The sequence below is a fragment of the Actinoallomurus iriomotensis genome (assembly GCF_030269445.1).
GTDB lineage: Bacteria > Actinomycetota > Actinomycetes > Streptosporangiales > Streptosporangiaceae > Actinoallomurus > Actinoallomurus iriomotensis.
The window spans coordinates 379031-396433 of sequence record NZ_BSTJ01000007.1; the positions used below are offsets into that span (position 1 = coordinate 379031).

A 17403-nucleotide genomic window follows, 5' to 3' on the forward strand; every position below is an offset into this window, starting at 1 on the left:
TGCCCTCGCGGCGAGGGTTCTTATGATGGAAGCATCAGAACGACAGGAGAGGAGGAAGCGCGAATGAATACCGCGCACTGGCAGATGTCGCAGGGCACGCGATATGAGCTGCTGCATGTCCTCCTCAGGGGATCCTCGGGATAGGTCGCGCCTGTCGTGACGGGCCGCCCGAGGACATCGTCCCGGGCGGCTCTTTTTATAAGTAAGCAATGCTTGTGGGTGAGCCAACGGATAGGCGGCCGGTTTCCAAGTCCGGCGAGAAGCGGGTTCGACTCCTGCCACCCATGCTTTTCTCCTGCCTATGGCGGGGGAGCGCGTTTTGACAACTCCACAGCGGAAGACATTTACACGCGGCGGCCTTTTCCGGGTTCCCGGCCGCCGCGCCCAGCCTCTGTAGCTCAGTGGAGAGAGCGCCCGTTTGCGGAACGGGAGGCCCCAGGTTCGAGTCCTGGTGGAGGCGCGTACGTGATCATTCCCTGGTCGTCCAACCGGCAGGACACGCGATTCTGGATCGCGGAAACGAGGTTCGAATCCTTGCCAGGGAGCGAGGCCGCCGCACACGGCTTGTGACCCCGCCTTCGTACGGCGGGTGGCCCGGGTCGGCACCGGGTGGCGGCTCTTCAAGCGCTCGTGGCCCAATCGGCAGAGGCACCGGCCCGAGGAGCCGGAGGTGCGGGTTCGAGTCCCGCCGAGCGTACGCAGTGTCATCAGGCCGCCATGGCCCAACCGGTAGAGGCGTCGCGCTCAGGACGCGAAGGTCAAGGTTCGAATCCTTGTGGCGGTACGACGACCGGGCCGTCCCGACGGGGGCGACGGCCCGGTCAGGGAAGGTTGGCGGAGTCCGGTATCGCGCCCGTTTCGAAAACGGAGGCCAGGGTCGCACCTGCGGGGGTTCGAATCCCTCACCTTCCGCCAGAAGAAGATCACAGCGCAGTAGGGGAGTCAGGCCGTCCCCACCGGCCCCATAAGCCGGGAGATCGTGGGTTCGAATCCCACCTGCGCGACCATTCCGGTGTCATCCAACGGCAGGATGCGCGGTTGTTGCCCGCGACATGCTGGTTCGAATCCGGCCACCGGAGCCAGACCCTCGTAGCTCAGCGGAAAGAGCGCCCGCCTCCGGAGCGGTAGGTCGCCGGTTCGATTCCGGCCGAGGGTACGTCACGACCGGTAGCTCATCGGTAGAGCGGCGCCTTTACACGGCGCGCGTGGCAGGTTCGACTCCTGCTCGGTCGACCGCGTCCCACGGAAAAGGGACGCCATGGTGATCATGGTGTAACGGAAGCACGCCGGGTTGTGGCCCCGGAAGAGGCGGGTTCGAATCCCCCTGTTCACCCTTTGCATGGGCCTGGTCATGGGTGAGACCAAGCGGCTGTAAACCGCCCGCTTCGCGCTGTGCAGGTTCGACTCCTGCCCCATGCACGATGTCTTCCGCTGTGGAGAGGTCTCGTCGCCGCCGAGCTCAGAGGTGGGCCGGCAGGCCGAAGAGCGGGAACAGCCGGTCGACGTCCAGGAAGTAGTTGAGGCGGATCAGGCGGTCGCCGCGGAACTCCAGTACGTGCAGGGAGAACGGCTCGTGGCGGCCGCCCGGCCCGCTGGGGCGGTATCCGCCGAAGGCGGGGGAGCCGTTGGCCGCCGTCGGCAGCAGCCGGGAGCCCCGGCACTCGATGCCCGGCCCGCTCCACCACTCGCGCATGCGGGCGGGACCCCGGACCCACATGTCGTAGGGCGGCATCGACTGGGTGGCGTCCTCGTGCAGCAGCGCGACGAGCGCGTCGAGGTCGTAGCGCTCGAAGGCGTCGCAGTAGCGCGTCACCAGTGAACGCTGCGCGGCGTCCAGCGGCTGGAGGTCGGAGGAGTCGTCGAGGCCGAGGTCGTCGAGCGTCGCGCGGGCCCGCTGAAGGGCGCTGTTGACCGAGGCCGGTGAGGTGCCGAGCAGCTCGGCCACCTCGGCGGCCTTCCAGCGCAGGACCTCGCGCAGGATCAGCACCGCGCGCTGCCGAGGCGGCAGGTGCTGCAGCGCGGCGACGAAGGCCAGGCGGACGGTCTCGCGCGAGACCGCCTCGTCGGCGGGGTCGCCACCACCGCCCGGCAGGACGCGGGCGTCCGGCACCGGCTCGACCCAGGTCGACTCGGCGAGCGGCGGGCCGAGGGCGGAGCCCTCCCACGCGGGACCGAGGTCGATCGGCCGGGCGCGGCGTCCGCGCCCCTTGAGCAGGTCGAAGCAGACGTTGGTGGCGATGTGGAACAGCCACGACCGCAACGCCGAGCGTCCCTCGAAGCGGTCGAGCCCGCGCCACGCCCGTACTAGCGTCTCCTGGACGGCGTCCTCCGCCTCGAAGGGCGAGCCGAGCATGCGGTAGCAGTAGCCCGTCAGCTGCACCCGGTACGCCTCGAGCTCGTCGGGGTGGGGCTGAGCTGTGATGACGTCGGCCATGTCGACCATAGGGGGACCACCTCCGGGAACGGCGTGCGTCGGGCGGCCCATGGTAGGCGGTGCCACTGACACCCCGGCCGAGTCAAGAGCAGTCAGGTTCTGGCCAGAAAGATGTGACAATCGCGTTAGATTTCACTCGATCTTCACGTAAATGTGGGTTAAGTTCCTCACTGTTCACCAAGATTCCCGGCGGCATGGCGACATGCCACGAGGGGGAGCGTTGCGTCGAAGATCTTTCACCATGTCGGTGCTCGGGGCCGCGGCGGTGCTCGCGACCTCGACGGCGGCGTACGCCGCGAGCGCGTCCAGTCAGAACAAGCCGCTGTCGGACCACCTGGTCGGACGGCAGAGCGACGGGTCCGTGCTCAACCCTGACAACCAGTACGTCACGCCCGCGGGCGTGAGCATCGAGCAGACCGGCCGGCCGATGGACCTGGCCGTCCGGCCGGACGGCAAGACCGCCGTCGACCTCACCAAGTCCGGAAGCGGCCTGTTCACGGTCGTCGACCTGGTCAACCACAAGGTGCTGCAGCAGTACACCCCGCCCAAGGGCACCGGCGCCGGCAACGTCGGCGTGGTCGGCCTGCTGTACTCCCCGGACGGCAACACGCTGTACGCCACGCAGACCACCGACATCCTGAAGTTCTCGGTCGCCGCGGACGGCACGCTGAGCATCCCGAGCGTCATCAAGATCCCGGCCGACGCCGACGTGCCGAAGAACCCCGCCGGCGCCGCCGCGGCGCCACTCCCGTCCGGGATGGTGTGGGCGCCCGACGGCACGCACATCATCACGGTTCTCGACGGCTGGGACCGCGTGGCCGTACTCGACCCCGCCTCGGGTACGTTCAGCGCGCCGACCAAGGTCGGAGTGGCTCCCCGGGACATCGTCCTCATCGGGAACCACGCGTTCGTCAGCAACGAGGGCGGCCGTACGCCGACCGACAAGGACTTCACCAACCTCAGCTACGACTCGCCGGTGGTCGCGGACAAGAGAGACGGCCGGGCCGACACCGGGACCGTCTCCGAGATCGACCTGGCGACGAACCAGGTGGTCAACACCTACAAGGTCGGCCTCGACCCGAGCAGCCTGCTCGCCCACGGCACCGACCTGCTGGTCACCAACTCCAGCGACGACACCGTGTCGATCATCGACACGGCGAAGGGTCGCGTCGCGCAGACCCTCAACGTCAACCCCCTGCCCGGCCAGCCGTTCGGCAGCTCACCGAACGCCCTGGAGTTCCTCGACTCCTCCCACCTCGCGGTGAGCCTGGGCCGGGACAACGCGCTGGCGGTGTACGAGTACCGCGGGGCGCGCCGGCCGGCGAGCTTCGACGGCCTGATCCCCACCGCCTGGTACCCGGGCACCCTGCACTGGGACAAGGCGCTGAACCGGCTTATCGTCGCCAACCAGGCCGGCGTCGGCGCGCTCGGCAAGGACGGCACGATCAGCGAGGGGCCCGGCACCACCCCGGCGACCGGCCGTCAGGTGTTCGCCGACGTGGGCACGATCGGCATCGTCGCCACGCCGACCCGGCAGCAGATCGCCAAGTACACCGCGCAGGTCTTCGCCAACAACCGGTGGTACGGCCTGAAGGACCGCAACAAGCAGGGCTCCGGGCACGCGAGCCCGGTCGCGGTGCCGCTCCGCACCGGCGACCCGTCGAAGATCAAGCACGTCTTCGTGATCGTGCAGGAGAACCGGACGTACGACCAGGTGCTGGGCGACGACCCGCGGGGCAACGGCAAGCCCGACTACGCGCAGTTCGGGCAGAACGTCACGCCGAACGCGCACGCGCTCGCCAAGCAGTTCCCGCTGATCGACGACCTGTACTCCGAGGGGACCAACTCCGCGGTGGGTCACACCTGGCTCGACGCGGGCTTCGTGAACGACTACCTGGAGCGGTCCTACGCCAACTACACCCGCTCCTACGGGCAGCCGGACGCGATGGTCTACCCCAAGTCCGGGTTCCTGTGGGACAACGCCCAGGCGCACGGCCTGACCGCCCACGTCTGGGGGGAGTACGCCGAGTTCTGGAACGGCCCGGACAAGTCCACCTGCCCGGGTACGTGGACGGACTGGTACAAGGACTCGCAGATCCTGGAGGGCAAGGCCACGGGCACGCCGCACGTGCCGGTGGGGTACTGCCAGACCACGGCCGACGTGCCGTCGCTGGACAAGATCCTCTCCCGTGACTTCCCGAACTTCCAGACGAACATCACCGACCAGTACCGCGCGGACCTGTTCGAGCGGGACTTCAAGCAGTACGAGAAGGACGGGAAGCTGCCGTCGCTCAACATGCTGTGGGTGATGGACAACCACACCAACGGCCTGAACGCGGGCTACCCGATCCCGTCCGCCATGGTCGCCGACAACGACCTGGCCACGGGCCGCATCATCGACACGATCTCGCACTCGAAGTACTGGAAGGACAGTGCGGTCTTCGTCGTCGAGGACGACTCGCAGAACGGCATCGACCACGTCGACGGGCACCGCGCCCCGGTGTACATCGCGAGCCCGTACGCGCGGCACGGCGCGGTCGACCACACCTACTACAGCCAGGAGAACGTGGTCCGGACGATCGAGCAGATCCTCGGCCTCCCGCCGATGAACCAGCTCGACATGGCGGCCGAGCCGATGTACGGCGCATTCAGCGACACGCCGAACTACCAGCCGTTCGACGTGCTGCCGAACAACATCCCGCTCGACACCATGAACGTCACGGCCGCGCAGGCCACGAACCCGATGCAGAAGACCTGGCTGGAGTGGTCGGAGAAGCAGGACTTCCGCTCGGAGGACCAGCTGGCGTTCGCGCCCTTCAACCGGATGACCTGGTACGCCACGACCGGCTGGAAGCGGCCGTACCCGGGCGACTCCAAGGTCATGACGCCGGATGAGGTCCTGAAGAAGTTCCCGCAGACCACGGCGCCCAACTCGGTGGACAACGACCTGCCGTCGAGCCGGGCCCAGACACCGCACAAGGCGAATGGCTGACAATCAACCCGCCGTCGAGGCGCACGGTCTGGTCAAGCGCTTCGAGGACACGACGGCCGTGGCCGGGGTCGACCTTCGGGTCGGCCCCGGCCGGGTCCACGGAATGGTCGGCCCGAACGGGGCCGGCAAGACCACTCTCCTGACCATGCTCATGGGTCTCGTACGCCCCGACGCGGGCACTATCAGAATTCTTGGACAACAGGGCGGGTCGCTCGACGGGGTCGCGGGGTTCGTGGAGGCTCCGCGCTTCTACCCGTACCTGTCGGGGCGGCGCAACCTCGCGCTGCTCGCCGACCTCGACGGCGGCGGCGCGAGGGCGCGGATCGACACCTCACTCGAGGTGGTGGGCCTGAGCGACAGCGCCGGAGCGCGGGTCGGCGGCTACTCCGTCGGCATGCGGCAGCGGCTGGGCATCGCGGCGGCGTTGCTGCGCGACCCGAGGCTGCTGATCCTGGACGAGCCGGCGAGCGGCCTCGACCCGGCCGGGATGCGCGACATGCGCGCGTTGATCGCCCGCCTCGCCGAGGACGGCGTGACGGTGCTGCTGAGCAGCCATGACATGGACGAGGTCGAGGACCTCTGTGACGACGTCACGATCATGCGAGCGGGGCAGGTGGTCTTCGACGGGACGATGGACGAGCTGCGGGACAAGGCGCCCGACCCGGCGTTCCGGCTGGCCACGAGCGACGACGAGCGGGCGCTCGCCCTGGCGGGCCCCGGCGTCGAGGTACGGGCCGAGGGCGACGGGCTGCTCGTGCACGCGCAGCGCGAGCAGCTCGACGCGTACGTGATCGCGCTCGGCCGGGACGGCGTCGCCGTACGCCGGTTGGACCTGGAGTCCTCGGCGCTGAAGGCGCTGTTCTTCCGCCTGACCGAGAGCGACGCCGAAGAACGCGGCGTACCGACCAAGGAGGGACCGTGACGGCGGTCGCGGAGCGCACGGAGACGCGCCCGGCGGCGCGGGCCGGGGCGTGGGTCGTCTACCGGTGGGAGCTGATCAAGCTCAGCCGGCAGGTGAAGGCGCAGGTGGTGTTCGGGCTGTGCCTGCTCGCCCCGTTCCTGTTCGTGGCGGCGCTGAACGTGCAGAGCAACACGCCACAGGACACGCTGTTCGGCCGGTGGGTGCACGACTCGGGCTTCTCCGTCCCGCTCGTCGTGCTCGGGTTCGCCGGGCAGTGGGCGCTGCCGGCGGTCACCAGCGTGGTGGCCGGTGACATCTTCGCGTGCGAGGACCGGTACGGGACCTGGAAGACGATCCTGACCCGGTCCTGCGGGCGGTCCCAGATCTTCGCCGGCAAGACCCTGGCCGCGCTGACGTTCTCGGTGGCCGCGACCGTGCTGCTCGGGCTGTCGAGCCTGGCCGCGGGCGTGCTGGTGGTCGGCCGGCAGCCGCTGATCGGCCTGTCGGGGACGCTGTTGTCTCCCGGGCACAGCACGGTGCTCGTGCTGGAGAGCTGGGCGGCGACGCTGCTGCCGGTGCTGGGCTTCACCGCGCTCGGGCTGCTGCTCTCGGTGGCGAGCCGCAGCAGCGCGGTCGGCGTCGGCGGGCCGGTCGTGGTCGGGCTGGTGATGCAGCTGGCGTCCCTGGTCAACGCGCCGGCGGCGGTCCGCGCGCTGCTGCTGACGACGCCGTTCGGCGCGTGGCACGGCCTGTTCACGGCGACGCCGTTCTACGGGCCGTTGGTCCAGGGCGCGATCGTGTGCGCCGGTTACTTCGTCCTGTGCGTCGGCGGCGCGTACGCGCTGCTGCGCCGTCGCGACATCACGGGAGGCTGATCATGCGTTCGGGTGCCCTGGGGCGCGCCGCCGCGGTCGCGTCCGCCGTCCTCGTCGGCGTCTCCGGCTGCGGTTCGTCCGGCATCACCAAGGCGCGGCTGGACCACGCGGTCGCGCCGACGTTCGCCAACCTGTACGTCATCCAGCAGTCGCTCCGCGGCCGCAAGGTGACCGCGGCGTCGCTGAACTCGAAGGCCGACTGCTCGCGCGGGGACGCGCAGACCGCCGACAGCGGCGCGGGCAACGACTGGACCTGCACGGTGACCTGGTTCAACACCGGGCCGAACATCGCGGTGAACGCGCAGTACCAGGTGCACGTCCAGACCAACGGCTGCTACACGGCGGACGGCGACGGGCCGGTCGACCTCAACGGGCAGCAGCTCATCACGGCCGCGGACGGCGCCACGGTGACCAATCCGCTGTGGGAGTTCGACGGCTGCTTCGACACCACCTGATCCGGATCAGGACCGGGTCGCGGGCAGGCCGGAGTAGATCACCAGGGTCTGCTCCGGCCGCTCCGCGACGTGGAACGCGGTGTGCGCCAGGGTGATGACGCCGAGCCTCGGGTGGCGCAGCCGCTTGGTGCCGGCCCGGCTGATCTGGATGTCGTAGCGGGGCCACCAGGCGCGTACCTCCGGGCTCTCCGCGTGCAGCTCGTCGACCAGGCGGGCGAAGCGGGGATGGTCCGGGTGGCGGCCGGCGGCGGCGCGCAGGCGGGCCAGGAGGTTCTGTGCCTCCTGCTCCCAGTCGACCAGGACCCGCCGCGCCGCGGGCTCGGTGAACACCCAGCGGGCCAGGTTGGGCTCGGGTGACGTGTCGATGCCGGTGAGCAGTTCCGCGGCGGCCGCGTTGTGGCACAGCACGTCGTAGCGCACGCCCGTGACGTACGCCGGGTTGGGCTCGACCAGCGCCGGGACGCCGGCGACGCCGGGAGCGAGCGGCTCGGGCTCGTCGACCTGCTCGGCCGGGGTGTCGCCGGCGAGGTGGAACAGGTGGTCGCGCTCGTGTTCGCTGAGCCGCAGCGCCGTGGCGAGCGCCTCGAGCACCTGGCCGGAGGGGCGGACGTCGCGGCCCTGCTCCAGGTAGGTGTACCAGGTGGCGCTGATGCCCGCGAGCAGGGCGATCTCCTCGCGCCGCAGCCCGGGGGTGCGGCGCCGTCCCGTCGTCGGCAGCCCGGCCTCGGCGGGGGAGACGCGCTCGCGGCGGCTGCGCAGGAAGGTGCCGAGCTCGCGCCGGCGCAGGACCCGAGCGGTCACGGTAGTCACAGTTCCAGAATAAACCGGCTCTGGATACCAGGCTGAGACGCTCACAGACTGGTCGGTATGCGTGCATGGACACTGGAAGAAGCAGGACAACCGATACGGCTGGCGGAGGTGCCGGAGCCGGCGCCGCGCGGCGGCGGCGTGATCGTCAGCGTGCTCGCCGCGTACCTGCCCGCCTATACCGAGGCCCTCTCGCAGGGGGCGCGGGGCGCCATCCCGACGCCGCTCGTCCTCGGCGCGGGCGGCATCGGACGGGTCGAGTCCGTGGCCGACGACGTCTTCAACGTCGCGCCGGGCGACATCGTGATGATCAACCCGCTGCTGAGCTCCGGCGAGACGGACGGACCGCAGGAGATCCTCGTCGGCTGGACGGGCGTGGGCGGACGGGGCAGGGCGACCGCGACGACCACCGCGATGCGGGCGGTGTGGCGCGACGGGCTCTGGGCCGAGCGCGCCCTGTGCCCCAAGGAGACCGTCGTACGGCTGGCCGGCGCCGAGGAGTACGCGCGGCTCGACCGGCTGGCCTTCCTGGGGTGGCTCGCCATCGCGGCCGAGGGGCTGAACAGTGCCGGTCAGCGGCCCGGCCAGACCGTCGCGGTCATCGGCGGCACCGGCCAACTGGGCGTGGCGACCCTGCTGACCGCGCTGGCCCGCGGGGCCGCCGGGGTCGTGGCGGTCGGCCGCGACACCGCCGTCCTGGACCGGCTCGCCGGGATGGACCCGCGCGTGCGGACCGTGGCATTCACCGGGGACCGGGCCCGCGACGCCGCCGCGATCGGCGAGGTGGACGTGGTGATCGACGCCCTCGGCTCCGTGCCCGGCCCGGAGCCGACGCTGACCGGCTTCGACGCCCTGCGCCCTGGCGGGACGATGGCGCTGATCGGCGGGGTGCGGCAGGACCTGCCGCTGCCGTACGGCGAGATCATGCGTCGGCGGCTCACGGTGCGCGGCTCGTGGATGTCCCCGCCGGAGACCGTCCTCGACGTGTGGCGCATGGTCGCCGCCGGAACGCTGAACCTGAACGTCCTGGAACCGCGCACGGTCGGCCTGGACGACCCGGCCGGCGCGATCAAGCTGGCGGCCGAGGCGTCCGGACCGGAGTTCGCCGCGCTCATCCCGGACGCCGCCATGCGTTGACATGGAACGACGGGATCCGGAAGATCCGAAATATGCCTCTTTTGCCTGGTAACCCCGAGTCGGTGTTCACCTACGGCGCGCCGCAGCTGAAATTCGGCGCCGGTTCCTCCGCGGAGATCGGCTACGACCTCGGCCAGTACGGCGCGCGGCGCGTCCTGGTGGTCACCGACCCCGGGGTGGCCGCCACCGGCGGCCCGCAGCGGGTCGCCGAGCAGATGAAGGCGTACGGGATCGAGGCGGAGGTCTTCGACCGGGTCCACGTCGAGCCGACGGACGCCTCGATGAAGGAGGCCGTCGCGTACGCCCGCGAGACCGGCCCGTGGGACGCCATCGTCGCGGTCGGCGGCGGGTCGAGCATCGACACCGCGAAGGCGATCAACCTGCTGACCACCAACGACGGTGAGCTGGCCGACTACCTCAACCCGCCGATCGGGGCCGGGCGCGCCCCGGCGCGTCCGCTGAACCCGCTGGTGGCCGTGCCGACCACGACCGGCACCGGCGCGGAGAGCACGACCGTCTGCGTGCTCGACGTCCTGGACCTGCGGGTCAAGACCGGCATCAGCCATCCGCGCCTGCGGCCCACGCTCGCGGTGGTCGACCCGGAGCTCACCCGCAGCCAGCCGGCCGAGGTCACCGCCGCGGCCGGCATGGACATCGTCTGCCACGCGCTGGAGAGCTACACGGCCCGGCCGTACACCTCCTACGAGCGCAAGCGGCCCGAGCAGCGCGTGCCGTACTGCGGTGCCAACCCCGTCGCCGACATGTGGTCCGAGCGCGCCCTGGGGCTGATCGCCCGGTCCTTCCGCACCGCCGTACGCGACGGCGACGACATGACGGCCCGTACGGAGATGGCCCTCGCCGCGACCTTCGCCGGGCTCGGCTTCGGCAACGCCGGCGTGCACCTCCCGCACGCGAACGCGTACCCGATCGCCGGCCAGGTCAAGGACTTCCACCCCGACGGCTACCCGGACGAGGAACCGATGGTGCCGCACGGCATGGCCGTGGCGCTGACGGCGCCGGAGGCGTTCCGGTTCACCTTCGAGGCCGGCCCGGACCGGCACGTGCGCGCGGCCGAACTGCTCGACCCGGAACTCGACCACGGCGGCGACCCGTCGGAGCACCTGCCGGTGGCCCTGCTGCGCCTGATGCGCGACATCGGCCTGCCGAACGGGATCGGGGCGACCGGCTACACCGAGTCCGACGTGCCGGACCTGGTCGCGGGCACGCTGAAACAGCAGCGCCTGCTGGCCACCGCGCCGCGCGAGGCGACCGAGGAGGACATCGCGGGCATCCTCACCCGGTCCCTGGCCCTCTGGTGACCCGCCGGGGTCAGGTCTTGAGGCCGACTCCGGCGTAGCCCCACGCCTGCTCGGGCCGTTCGAACGTCAGGTCGCCCTCCTCCGGGCGCCACTGCGGGAGGTAGACCAGGCCCGGCTCGAGGATCTCGAAGCCGTCGAAGAACGCCTTGACGCTCGCGTGGTCGCGGGGCCGGCCCGGCGCCGAGGTGCGGGAGTACAGCTTCTCGACGGCCTCGTTCACCTGGGGCGCGCGGCCGTCGAGCGTCGCGTGCGAGATGACCAGGTGGCTGCCGGGCACCAGGGCGTCCGCCAGCCGCCGCACCAGGTCGCCGGGGTGCTCCTCCTCGGTGATGAAGTGCAGCACCGCGACGAGCAGGAGCCCCACCGGCCGGTCGAAGTCGATGAGCCGCTTGACGTCGGGGTGGGAGAGGATCACGTCGGGCTCGCGCAGGTCCGCCTGGACGATCGTGGCCTGGTCGTTGCCGGCCAGGATCGACTTGCTGTGCGCGATGGCGACCGGGTCCGTGTCGACGTACACCACGCGGGCGTCCGGGGCGGCCGACTGTGCGATCTCGTGGACGTTTCCCAAGGTCGGAACGCCGGACCCGATGTCAAGGAACTGCCGAATTCCAGACTTGACGAGAAACCTGACCGCCCGGCCGAGAAACTGCCGATTCGCGCGTGCGGCCTCGCGTGATGACGGCTCGATCGCGGTCAGTGCGCTCGCGACGTCCCGATCGACGGCGAAATTGTGCGAACCGCCGAGCAGAGCGTCATAGATCCGGGCCACGTTGGCGCGCTCGACGTCGACTTCCGGAGGTGCCCAGCTCTCGTGCTCCACGTGCCTGCCATTCGTGTACCGGGGTCATGGGCTCGGCCGGAACGCTGACAGAACGCCCGGCCCCGAGTCAGCCTAAAGGCTGGCGCGGCACAGGTCGATGGCAGCGCCACTTATGCGAATATAGTTCGGCAAATGCCAATGCCGGAGTGGATGATTTCCGCCGCTGACACGCGCGCTGAGGAGGATCGAGTGACCGTCCCCGGGCTGAGCGCGCTCGTCACCTTAGGTGTGGCGGCGACCGGTCACGTGCTGCGCTGGAGTCCGGCGGCGGCCGAGCTGTTCGGCCGGACCGACGCCGAGGTGCGCGGGCGCGACCTGTGCGACGCGGTGCTCGGCGGTGAGCACCGTGAGACGTTCGACGCCGCCGTCACACGCGCCGCCGAGGGAACGGCCTCGGTCGGCTCACTGCCCGTACGGCTCCCCGGCGGAACCGTCGTCCCGGTGGAGTTCCGCTGGGAGCCGGTGATCGAGCCCACCGGCGAGGTCAGCGTCGGGATCAGCGCGCTGCCGCACCGGGACGCCCCGCCCGAGGACCCGGACCAGGCGGTGCTCGGCATCGGCGCGACCCTGGACCTGCGGCAGACCGCCCGCGAGCTCGCCGACGTCCTCGTGTCCCGCCTCTGCTACGGGGCCGGCGTCTACCTCCTCGAACGCCTCCTGGTCGACGACCACCTCCCGTCGTACGAGGACAGCGAGGCCCGCGTCGTCGTACGCCGGATGGCGCTGCGCGTCTCCGACGTGACGCAGCTCGAGTGGTCCTCGGCGTTCCCCGCCGACGAGGTGATCGCCTTCCCGGCCGACACGCCGGTCGTCCGCAGCATGACCAACGGCCGCCCGATCGTCTTCACCGCGCTCGACAGCACGACGTTCGGCCGGTTCAAGAACCGGCTGTCGATCCGGCCGCGCATCAACGAGGCACTGCACTACGACAGCTTCCTGGCCGTCCCGCTCATCGCGCGCGGCAACGTCCTCGGCTTCGCCGTCCTCGCCCGCCGGTCCGGCGACCGGCCGTTCGGCACCGCAGAGGGCAGGCTCGCCCGCCGGCTCGCGGACCACGCCGCCGTCTGCATGGACAACGGCCGCCTGTACGACCGCGAACGGCGCACGTCCAAGACGCTCCAGCGCAGCCTGCTGCCGGTGGCGCTCAAGACGCCGCCGGGAATGCGGATCGCCCACCGCTACCTGCCCGCCGGGCAGACCAGCCGGATCGGCGGCGACTGGTACGACGCGATCCCGCTGCCCGGCGGAAAGGTCGGGCTCGTCGTCGGCGACGCCATGGGCCACGGCACCGCCGCCGCGCTCGTCATGGGCCAGCTCCGTACGGCCGTGCGCATCCTGGCCCGTCTCGGCCTGCCTCCGGCCGACCTCCTGGGCCACCTGGACGAGATCGCCCAGGAGCTGACGACGGCGCAGTTCGCGACCTGCGTGTACGCCCTCTGCGACCCGGGCCGCCGCGTCCTCACGATCGCCCGGGCGGGTCACGTGCCGCCGGTCCTCGCGGCGGCCGACGGCTCGTCCCGGATCCTCGACCTGCCCCCGGGCCTGCCGCTGGGCGTGGGGGAGGCCAGCTACGAGGCGCTCGAACTGCGGGTGCCGGAGGACAGCACCCTGATCCTCTGCACGGACGGCCTGATCGAGAGCCGCACGCGCGACATGGACGCGGGACTGGCGGACCTCCGCTCCCTCCTGCCCGGCGCGTCCCCCGACCTCGAGAGCACCTGCGACACCATCGTCAAGCACCTGCACAACGGCGACAGCGCCGACGACGCCACCCTCCTCCTCGCCCGCCTGGAGCCGTAGCCCGCAACCCAGCGCAGGGCAACGCCGACACCGCCGGGCCGGAGCCCCGTGGTCAGAAGGTGGCGATCGGGTTGACCGGGCTGCCGGACGTGCCGGCGAAGCGGACCGGTGCGACCGCGAGCTGGAAGTCCCACTGGCCGAGCTCGGCAGCCGTCGTCGCGCACGCCTCCAGGTCGCAGTTGTCGAGCAGCCACAGACCCATCGCGACGAGGCTCACGGCGTGAACCGGCATCAACACGAGCTCGTCGTCGCCCCACCATCCGTTCGTCGCCGGTGCCCGAGGGGTACCGGCCGCGTCGTGCCACCCGCCCAGAGTCGATCACACGGCGGGTGAGTCGGCGGCGTCCGGAACGACGGCCGTGCTGTCCGCCGCTCGGCGTCGCACCAAGAGGCACGAGACGACGCCGACCGAGATCACGGCGATGGGCAGCGCCAGGGTCGGCCGCATCGCGTGGACGAAGCCGTGCTCGAACACCGACGCGGCCAGCTGGTGAATGTGCCGGGCGAGGCTCGCCGGCGTTCCCGGCGCCGGCTTCAGCGCCACGCCGGTCTGCCCGGCGCCGACTTCCAGACCTGCCTTCCCCGCATCGTCGAAGCCGGCCACGAACCGGCCGCGGACGCCCGCCGGAAGGACGGCTCCCCGCTTGGCCGCCTCGGCGTGAAGTGAGGCGGCGAGACGGTTCTGCAGCACCGCGCCGACCGCGGCGCTGCCGGAGATCGTGCCGATCTGCCGGATCGTGTTCAGCACGCCGGAAGCGGCTCCGGCCATCGCGGGCTCCACGTTGCGCATCGCGACCGTGACCATGGGGCCGAACACACAGCCGATGCCGAACCCGGCCACGATGAGGGCGGGCTGGAACTCCCACCACGCGCGGCCGACGCCGGTGACCAGGGCGAGCCAGGCCATGCCGACCGCGAACAGACTCAGGCCGGTCATCAGGATGTACTTGCCGCCGATCCGGTCCGACATGCGGCCCGCGACCGGCGACAGGAACGCCGACACCACCATCGACGGCGCCATCACCAGACCGGCATTGAGCGCACTGAAGTGCAGCACCGACTGCAGATAGATCATCACCGGCAGGAACAGCCCGATCATCCCGACCTGGACGGTCGCGGACACGAAACTCATGACCGCGTAACCGCGGTCGCGGAAGAGCGCGAAGGGCAGCAGCGGTTCGTCGTCCTGCCGGGTGCCCTGGTAGATCAGGAACACCACCACCAACAGCGCGGCGCCGCCCAGCAGCGCCCATATACCGGCGTTCCAGTCGTACCGCTGGCCCTCGGTGAGCCCGAAGGTCAGGCAGAACAGTGTCGCCGTGGCGAGCGCGACGCCCGGCACGTCCAGCTTGTGGCGGACGCCGTGCCGGACGTCGGGCACGAGCACGACGGCCATCGCGAGCACGACCGCGCCGATCGGAACGTTCACGAAGAAGATCCAGCGCCAGCCGACCGCGCTGACGAGGAACCCGCCGAGTGTGGGTCCCGCGATCGTGGCCACGCCCGCGACCGCGCCCCAGACGCCGAGTGCGGCGCCGCGGCGCTCGGCCGGGAACGTGCCGATGATGATCGTCATGGTCTGCGGCACCAGCGCCGCGGCACCCAGTCCCTGCGCGACACGGGCGGCGATGAGCTGGGCCGGATCCTGCGCCAGGCCGCACAGCACGGACGCGACCGTGAACAGCGTGACGCCTCCGATGAACATGGTGCGCGGCCCGCGCACGTCGCCCAGCCGCCCGGAGGTGATCAGCAGAGCGGCGAGAACGAGGATGTAGGCGTTGATCACCCACAGCATCTCGTCGAGCGACGCGTGCAGCTTATCGATCATGCTGGGGATGGCGACGTTGACGACCGTGATGTCCAGCAGCGTCATGAAGAATCCCAGGCTGAGGGTCAGCAGCACAGCCCAGGGGTCGCCGCGCCATCTGTTCATCCGTATCCCTCCGTAGGTCATGGCCACCGCGGTCGCCGGCGGTCCGGGCCGGCCGGTTCCGATCGGCTCGCCCGGACCGCCGGCATGTGTCAGTGCTCGGCGGGGGCTTGCAGGCTCCAGACGCGCCCGTCGGGGTCGCGAACGGTCATCTCCCGGGTGCCGTAATGGGTGTCCTCGAACGGGGTCACCACCTCGACGGCGGGATCGTGACGGAATTCGTCCGCATCGGACACCTTCAGTGCGACCTGCATCTGGGGCTCTCGATCCTCGGGGATCTCAGCGACCACGAGATAAGGACCCTCGCCGTTGCGGAACACACCGGAGCCGTCGCCGGCGGAGATCTCCAGTTCGAAGCCCAGTGCCTGGAAGAACCTCGCGGTCTTCCCCCAGTTGCGGGTCTCCAGGAACACCGCGTCGAGCCCTTCGGTCGCCATGTCATGACTCCTTTTCGGAAGACTGCTGTCGCTGTCCGTGAGTGTCGTCGAGGTAGGCGCGCAGCGCGTCGGCGACCAGCGCCGACAGGGACGTGCCCGCCTCGATCGCGTGATGCTTGACCTGCCTGATCAGTCCGATCGGCAGGTACACGTTGAACTGCTTGACCTCCTCGTGACCCATGATGTCGAGGCTAACATGCTAGCAAGCTAGGCCATCAATCCAGCATTCTCGACAGGAGTCGCTCATGTCTGTTTCCGCTGCCAGGCAGCACGATCCGGTCGTCGTCCGGGCCGGCGATGCCGAGTATCTCCCTGAGATCGGTCACCATCTCCTGGCCGACGCCAGTGCCAGCAACGGTGCGCTCAGCGCCCACCGCATCCGACTCGCCCGCGGCGCCGACGGCGCGGTCCCGCATCGGCACCACCACTCATCGGAACTGTTCCGTCGCCAGCCCTGTCTGGTGAGGCGGTGAACATCCGGAATCCGTCCGAGGCTCAGGTGCCGGCGGCGCGGGTGAAGCGGGTGCCCCATTCGCGGATGAGGTCGGTCAGTTCCGGCGGATCGACCAGCTCGAACTCGGCGCCCGCCATGCCCAGGACCAGGGCCGGCCAGGTGAGGGAGTCGGCGGTCATCCGGAGACGGCAGCGGTCGTCGCCGTCCTCCTCGATCGTCGTCCACTGGCCCACCTGGACGCGGACGCTCGCCGCCGGCGCGTGCACGATCGCCTCGATCGCAAAGGGCGTGGGGATGGCATCGATGCCGGCGCGGACGAACGCCACGGGGTCGCCGCCCGGCAGTTCGCGCGGGCGGAAGCGTTCGCTCGTGCCCTCCGGGCGCTCCAGCCGGTCGAGCCGGAAGCTGCGCCAGTCGTGCCGGGTCAGGTCGTACGCCACCAGGTACCAGCGGCGGCCGAGCGAGACCAGCCGGTGCGGCTCGACGAAGCGGGCGGTCCGCTCGCGGCGGTGCGCCGTGTAGGAGAACCGCAGGCGTACCTCGTCGCGGCACGCCTGGGCCACCGTGGTCAGCACCTCCGAGTCGACGGTCGGGCCGGTGGCCCACACGGCGGGCACCGTGGCGGTCCGCAGCGCGTCCACACGCCGGCGCAGCCGGGGCGGCATGACCTGGACGACCTTGGTGAGCGCACGGATCGAGGCCTCCTCGATGCCCGCCACCGCGCCCTGGGCGGCGGCGCGCAGGCCGATGGCGAGCGCAACCGCCTCCTCGTCGTCGACCACGAGCGGGGGCAGCGCGGCGCCCGGCGCGAGCTGGTAACCGCCGTCGACGCCCCGCTGGGCCTCCACCGGGTAGCCGAGCTCGCGCAGCCGGTCGACGTCGCGGCGCAGGGTGCGCACGGAGACTCCCAGGCGTCCGGCGAGCTCGGCGCCCGGCCAATACCGGTGGGTCTGCAGCAGGGAGAGCAACCGCAGGGTCCGTGAGCTCGTGTTCGCCATGCACTCATCATGCACGGGCCAGCGGTCAGAAACCGGCCGCTATT

Annotated in this window: 16 protein-coding genes and 12 tRNA genes; 19 read left to right on the forward strand and 9 right to left on the reverse strand. The window is 70.7% G+C overall.

Annotated features, from left to right (window positions below; translation table 11 throughout):
- Positions 1 to 215 precede the first annotated feature (215 nt).
- From QSK37_RS28490 to QSK37_RS28545, 12 genes are all read left to right on the forward strand, one after another.
- A tRNA-Gly gene (locus QSK37_RS28490) sits at positions 216 to 287 on the forward strand.
- Between the two features lie 100 nt (positions 288 to 387).
- Positions 388 to 460 (forward strand) — tRNA-Arg (locus QSK37_RS28495).
- A gap of 13 nt (positions 461 to 473) precedes the next feature.
- A tRNA-Gln gene (locus tag QSK37_RS28500) sits at positions 474 to 545 on the forward strand.
- A gap of 79 nt (positions 546 to 624) precedes the next feature.
- Positions 625 to 697, forward strand: a tRNA-Leu gene (locus tag QSK37_RS28505).
- 14 nt (positions 698 to 711) lie between these two features.
- Positions 712 to 784 (forward strand) — tRNA-Leu (locus QSK37_RS28510).
- Between the two features lie 41 nt (positions 785 to 825).
- Positions 826 to 915 (forward strand) — tRNA-Ser (locus QSK37_RS28515).
- Positions 916 to 927: 12 nt separating this feature from the next.
- A tRNA-Met gene (locus QSK37_RS28520) sits at positions 928 to 1007 on the forward strand.
- A gap of 1 nt (position 1008) precedes the next feature.
- Positions 1009 to 1082: transfer RNA gene (locus QSK37_RS28525), tRNA-Asn, on the forward strand.
- Position 1083: 1 nt separating this feature from the next.
- Positions 1084 to 1156: transfer RNA gene (locus QSK37_RS28530), tRNA-Arg, on the forward strand.
- A 5-nt stretch (positions 1157 to 1161) separates the two neighbouring features.
- A tRNA-Val gene (locus tag QSK37_RS28535) sits at positions 1162 to 1233 on the forward strand.
- 27 nt (positions 1234 to 1260) lie between these two features.
- Positions 1261 to 1334, forward strand: a tRNA-His gene (locus tag QSK37_RS28540).
- Between the two features lie 3 nt (positions 1335 to 1337).
- A tRNA-Tyr gene (locus tag QSK37_RS28545) sits at positions 1338 to 1419 on the forward strand.
- Positions 1420 to 1459: 40 nt separating this feature from the next.
- Here QSK37_RS28545 and QSK37_RS28550 read toward each other — a convergent pair.
- Positions 1460 to 2443 (reverse strand): sigma-70 family RNA polymerase sigma factor, encoded by a 984-nt coding sequence (locus QSK37_RS28550; protein WP_285627030.1) that lies wholly within the window; start codon positions 2441 to 2443, stop codon positions 1460 to 1462.
- Between the two features lie 232 nt (positions 2444 to 2675).
- Between QSK37_RS28550 and QSK37_RS28555 the strand changes: the two genes are divergently transcribed.
- Genes QSK37_RS28555 through QSK37_RS28570 form a run of 4 tightly spaced genes read left to right on the forward strand, consistent with a single transcriptional unit; the run spans position 2676 to position 7657 of the window.
- Positions 2676 to 5426, forward strand: coding sequence for a bifunctional YncE family protein/alkaline phosphatase family protein (locus QSK37_RS28555; RefSeq protein WP_285627043.1), 2751 nt, complete (start codon positions 2676 to 2678; stop codon positions 5424 to 5426).
- A complete protein-coding gene (locus tag QSK37_RS28560) occupies positions 5419 to 6348 on the forward strand; it encodes an ABC transporter ATP-binding protein (RefSeq protein WP_285627046.1) in 930 nt (309 codons plus the stop codon). The genes QSK37_RS28555 and QSK37_RS28560 overlap by 8 nt, the downstream gene beginning before the upstream one ends.
- On the forward strand, positions 6345 to 7202 hold the full coding sequence (locus QSK37_RS28565; RefSeq protein ID WP_285627050.1) for an ABC transporter permease: 858 nt from the start codon (positions 6345 to 6347) through the stop codon (positions 7200 to 7202). Before QSK37_RS28560 ends, QSK37_RS28565 begins: the two co-directional genes overlap by 4 nt.
- A 2-nt stretch (positions 7203 to 7204) precedes the next feature.
- A complete protein-coding gene (locus tag QSK37_RS28570; RefSeq protein ID WP_285627057.1) occupies positions 7205 to 7657 on the forward strand; it encodes a hypothetical protein in 453 nt (150 codons plus the stop codon).
- A 6-nt stretch (positions 7658 to 7663) separates the two neighbouring features.
- On the opposite strand, the gene QSK37_RS28575 is transcribed toward QSK37_RS28570, so the two are convergent.
- Positions 7664 to 8458, reverse strand: coding sequence for a helix-turn-helix transcriptional regulator (locus tag QSK37_RS28575; RefSeq protein WP_285627060.1), 795 nt, complete (start codon positions 8456 to 8458; stop codon positions 7664 to 7666).
- 66 nt (positions 8459 to 8524) lie between these two features.
- Here QSK37_RS28575 and QSK37_RS28580 point away from each other — a divergent pair, with 66 nt between their 5' ends.
- Together QSK37_RS28580 and QSK37_RS28585 are read left to right on the forward strand one after the other, a co-directional pair.
- Positions 8525 to 9601, forward strand: a complete 1077-nt coding sequence (locus QSK37_RS28580) for a zinc-binding dehydrogenase (RefSeq protein WP_285627063.1) — start codon at positions 8525 to 8527, stop codon at positions 9599 to 9601.
- Positions 9602 to 9633: 32 nt separating this feature from the next.
- Positions 9634 to 10920 carry a hydroxyacid-oxoacid transhydrogenase gene (locus QSK37_RS28585; protein WP_285627066.1) on the forward strand — a complete coding sequence of 429 codons (1287 nt, stop codon included), beginning with the start codon at positions 9634 to 9636 and terminating at the stop codon, positions 10918 to 10920.
- Positions 10921 to 10930: 10 nt separating this feature from the next.
- On the opposite strand, the gene QSK37_RS28590 is transcribed toward QSK37_RS28585, so the two are convergent.
- On the reverse strand, positions 10931 to 11740 hold the full coding sequence (locus QSK37_RS28590; RefSeq protein WP_285627069.1) for an SAM-dependent methyltransferase: 810 nt from the start codon (positions 11738 to 11740) through the stop codon (positions 10931 to 10933).
- Between the two features lie 189 nt (positions 11741 to 11929).
- Here QSK37_RS28590 and QSK37_RS28595 point away from each other — a divergent pair, with 189 nt between their 5' ends.
- Positions 11930 to 13540 carry a SpoIIE family protein phosphatase gene (locus QSK37_RS28595; RefSeq protein WP_285627072.1) on the forward strand — a complete coding sequence of 537 codons (1611 nt, stop codon included), beginning with the start codon at positions 11930 to 11932 and terminating at the stop codon, positions 13538 to 13540.
- Positions 13541 to 13592: 52 nt separating this feature from the next.
- On the opposite strand, the gene QSK37_RS28600 is transcribed toward QSK37_RS28595, so the two are convergent.
- From QSK37_RS28600 to QSK37_RS28625, 6 genes are all read right to left on the reverse strand, one after another.
- Positions 13593 to 13772, reverse strand: coding sequence for a hypothetical protein (locus QSK37_RS28600; protein WP_285627075.1), 180 nt, complete (start codon positions 13770 to 13772; stop codon positions 13593 to 13595).
- An 87-nt stretch (positions 13773 to 13859) separates the two neighbouring features.
- Positions 13860 to 15473: a DHA2 family efflux MFS transporter permease subunit gene (locus tag QSK37_RS28605; protein ID WP_285627078.1), complete on the reverse strand. Its 1614-nt coding sequence runs from the start codon at positions 15471 to 15473 to the stop codon at positions 13860 to 13862.
- 89 nt (positions 15474 to 15562) lie between these two features.
- The gene (locus QSK37_RS28610; RefSeq protein WP_285627081.1) at positions 15563 to 15907 is read right to left on the reverse strand and encodes a VOC family protein; all 345 of its coding nucleotides are present in this window, start codon (positions 15905 to 15907) and stop codon (positions 15563 to 15565) included.
- Position 15908: 1 nt separating this feature from the next.
- Positions 15909 to 16088, reverse strand: a complete 180-nt coding sequence (locus QSK37_RS28615; RefSeq protein ID WP_285627083.1) for a ribbon-helix-helix domain-containing protein — start codon at positions 16086 to 16088, stop codon at positions 15909 to 15911.
- Between the two features lie 34 nt (positions 16089 to 16122).
- Positions 16123 to 16335: a hypothetical protein gene (locus tag QSK37_RS28620; protein WP_285627086.1), complete on the reverse strand. Its 213-nt coding sequence runs from the start codon at positions 16333 to 16335 to the stop codon at positions 16123 to 16125.
- A gap of 67 nt (positions 16336 to 16402) precedes the next feature.
- The gene (locus QSK37_RS28625) at positions 16403 to 17359 is read right to left on the reverse strand and encodes a helix-turn-helix transcriptional regulator (protein ID WP_285627089.1); all 957 of its coding nucleotides are present in this window, start codon (positions 17357 to 17359) and stop codon (positions 16403 to 16405) included.
- Positions 17360 to 17403: the final 44 nt, after the last annotated feature.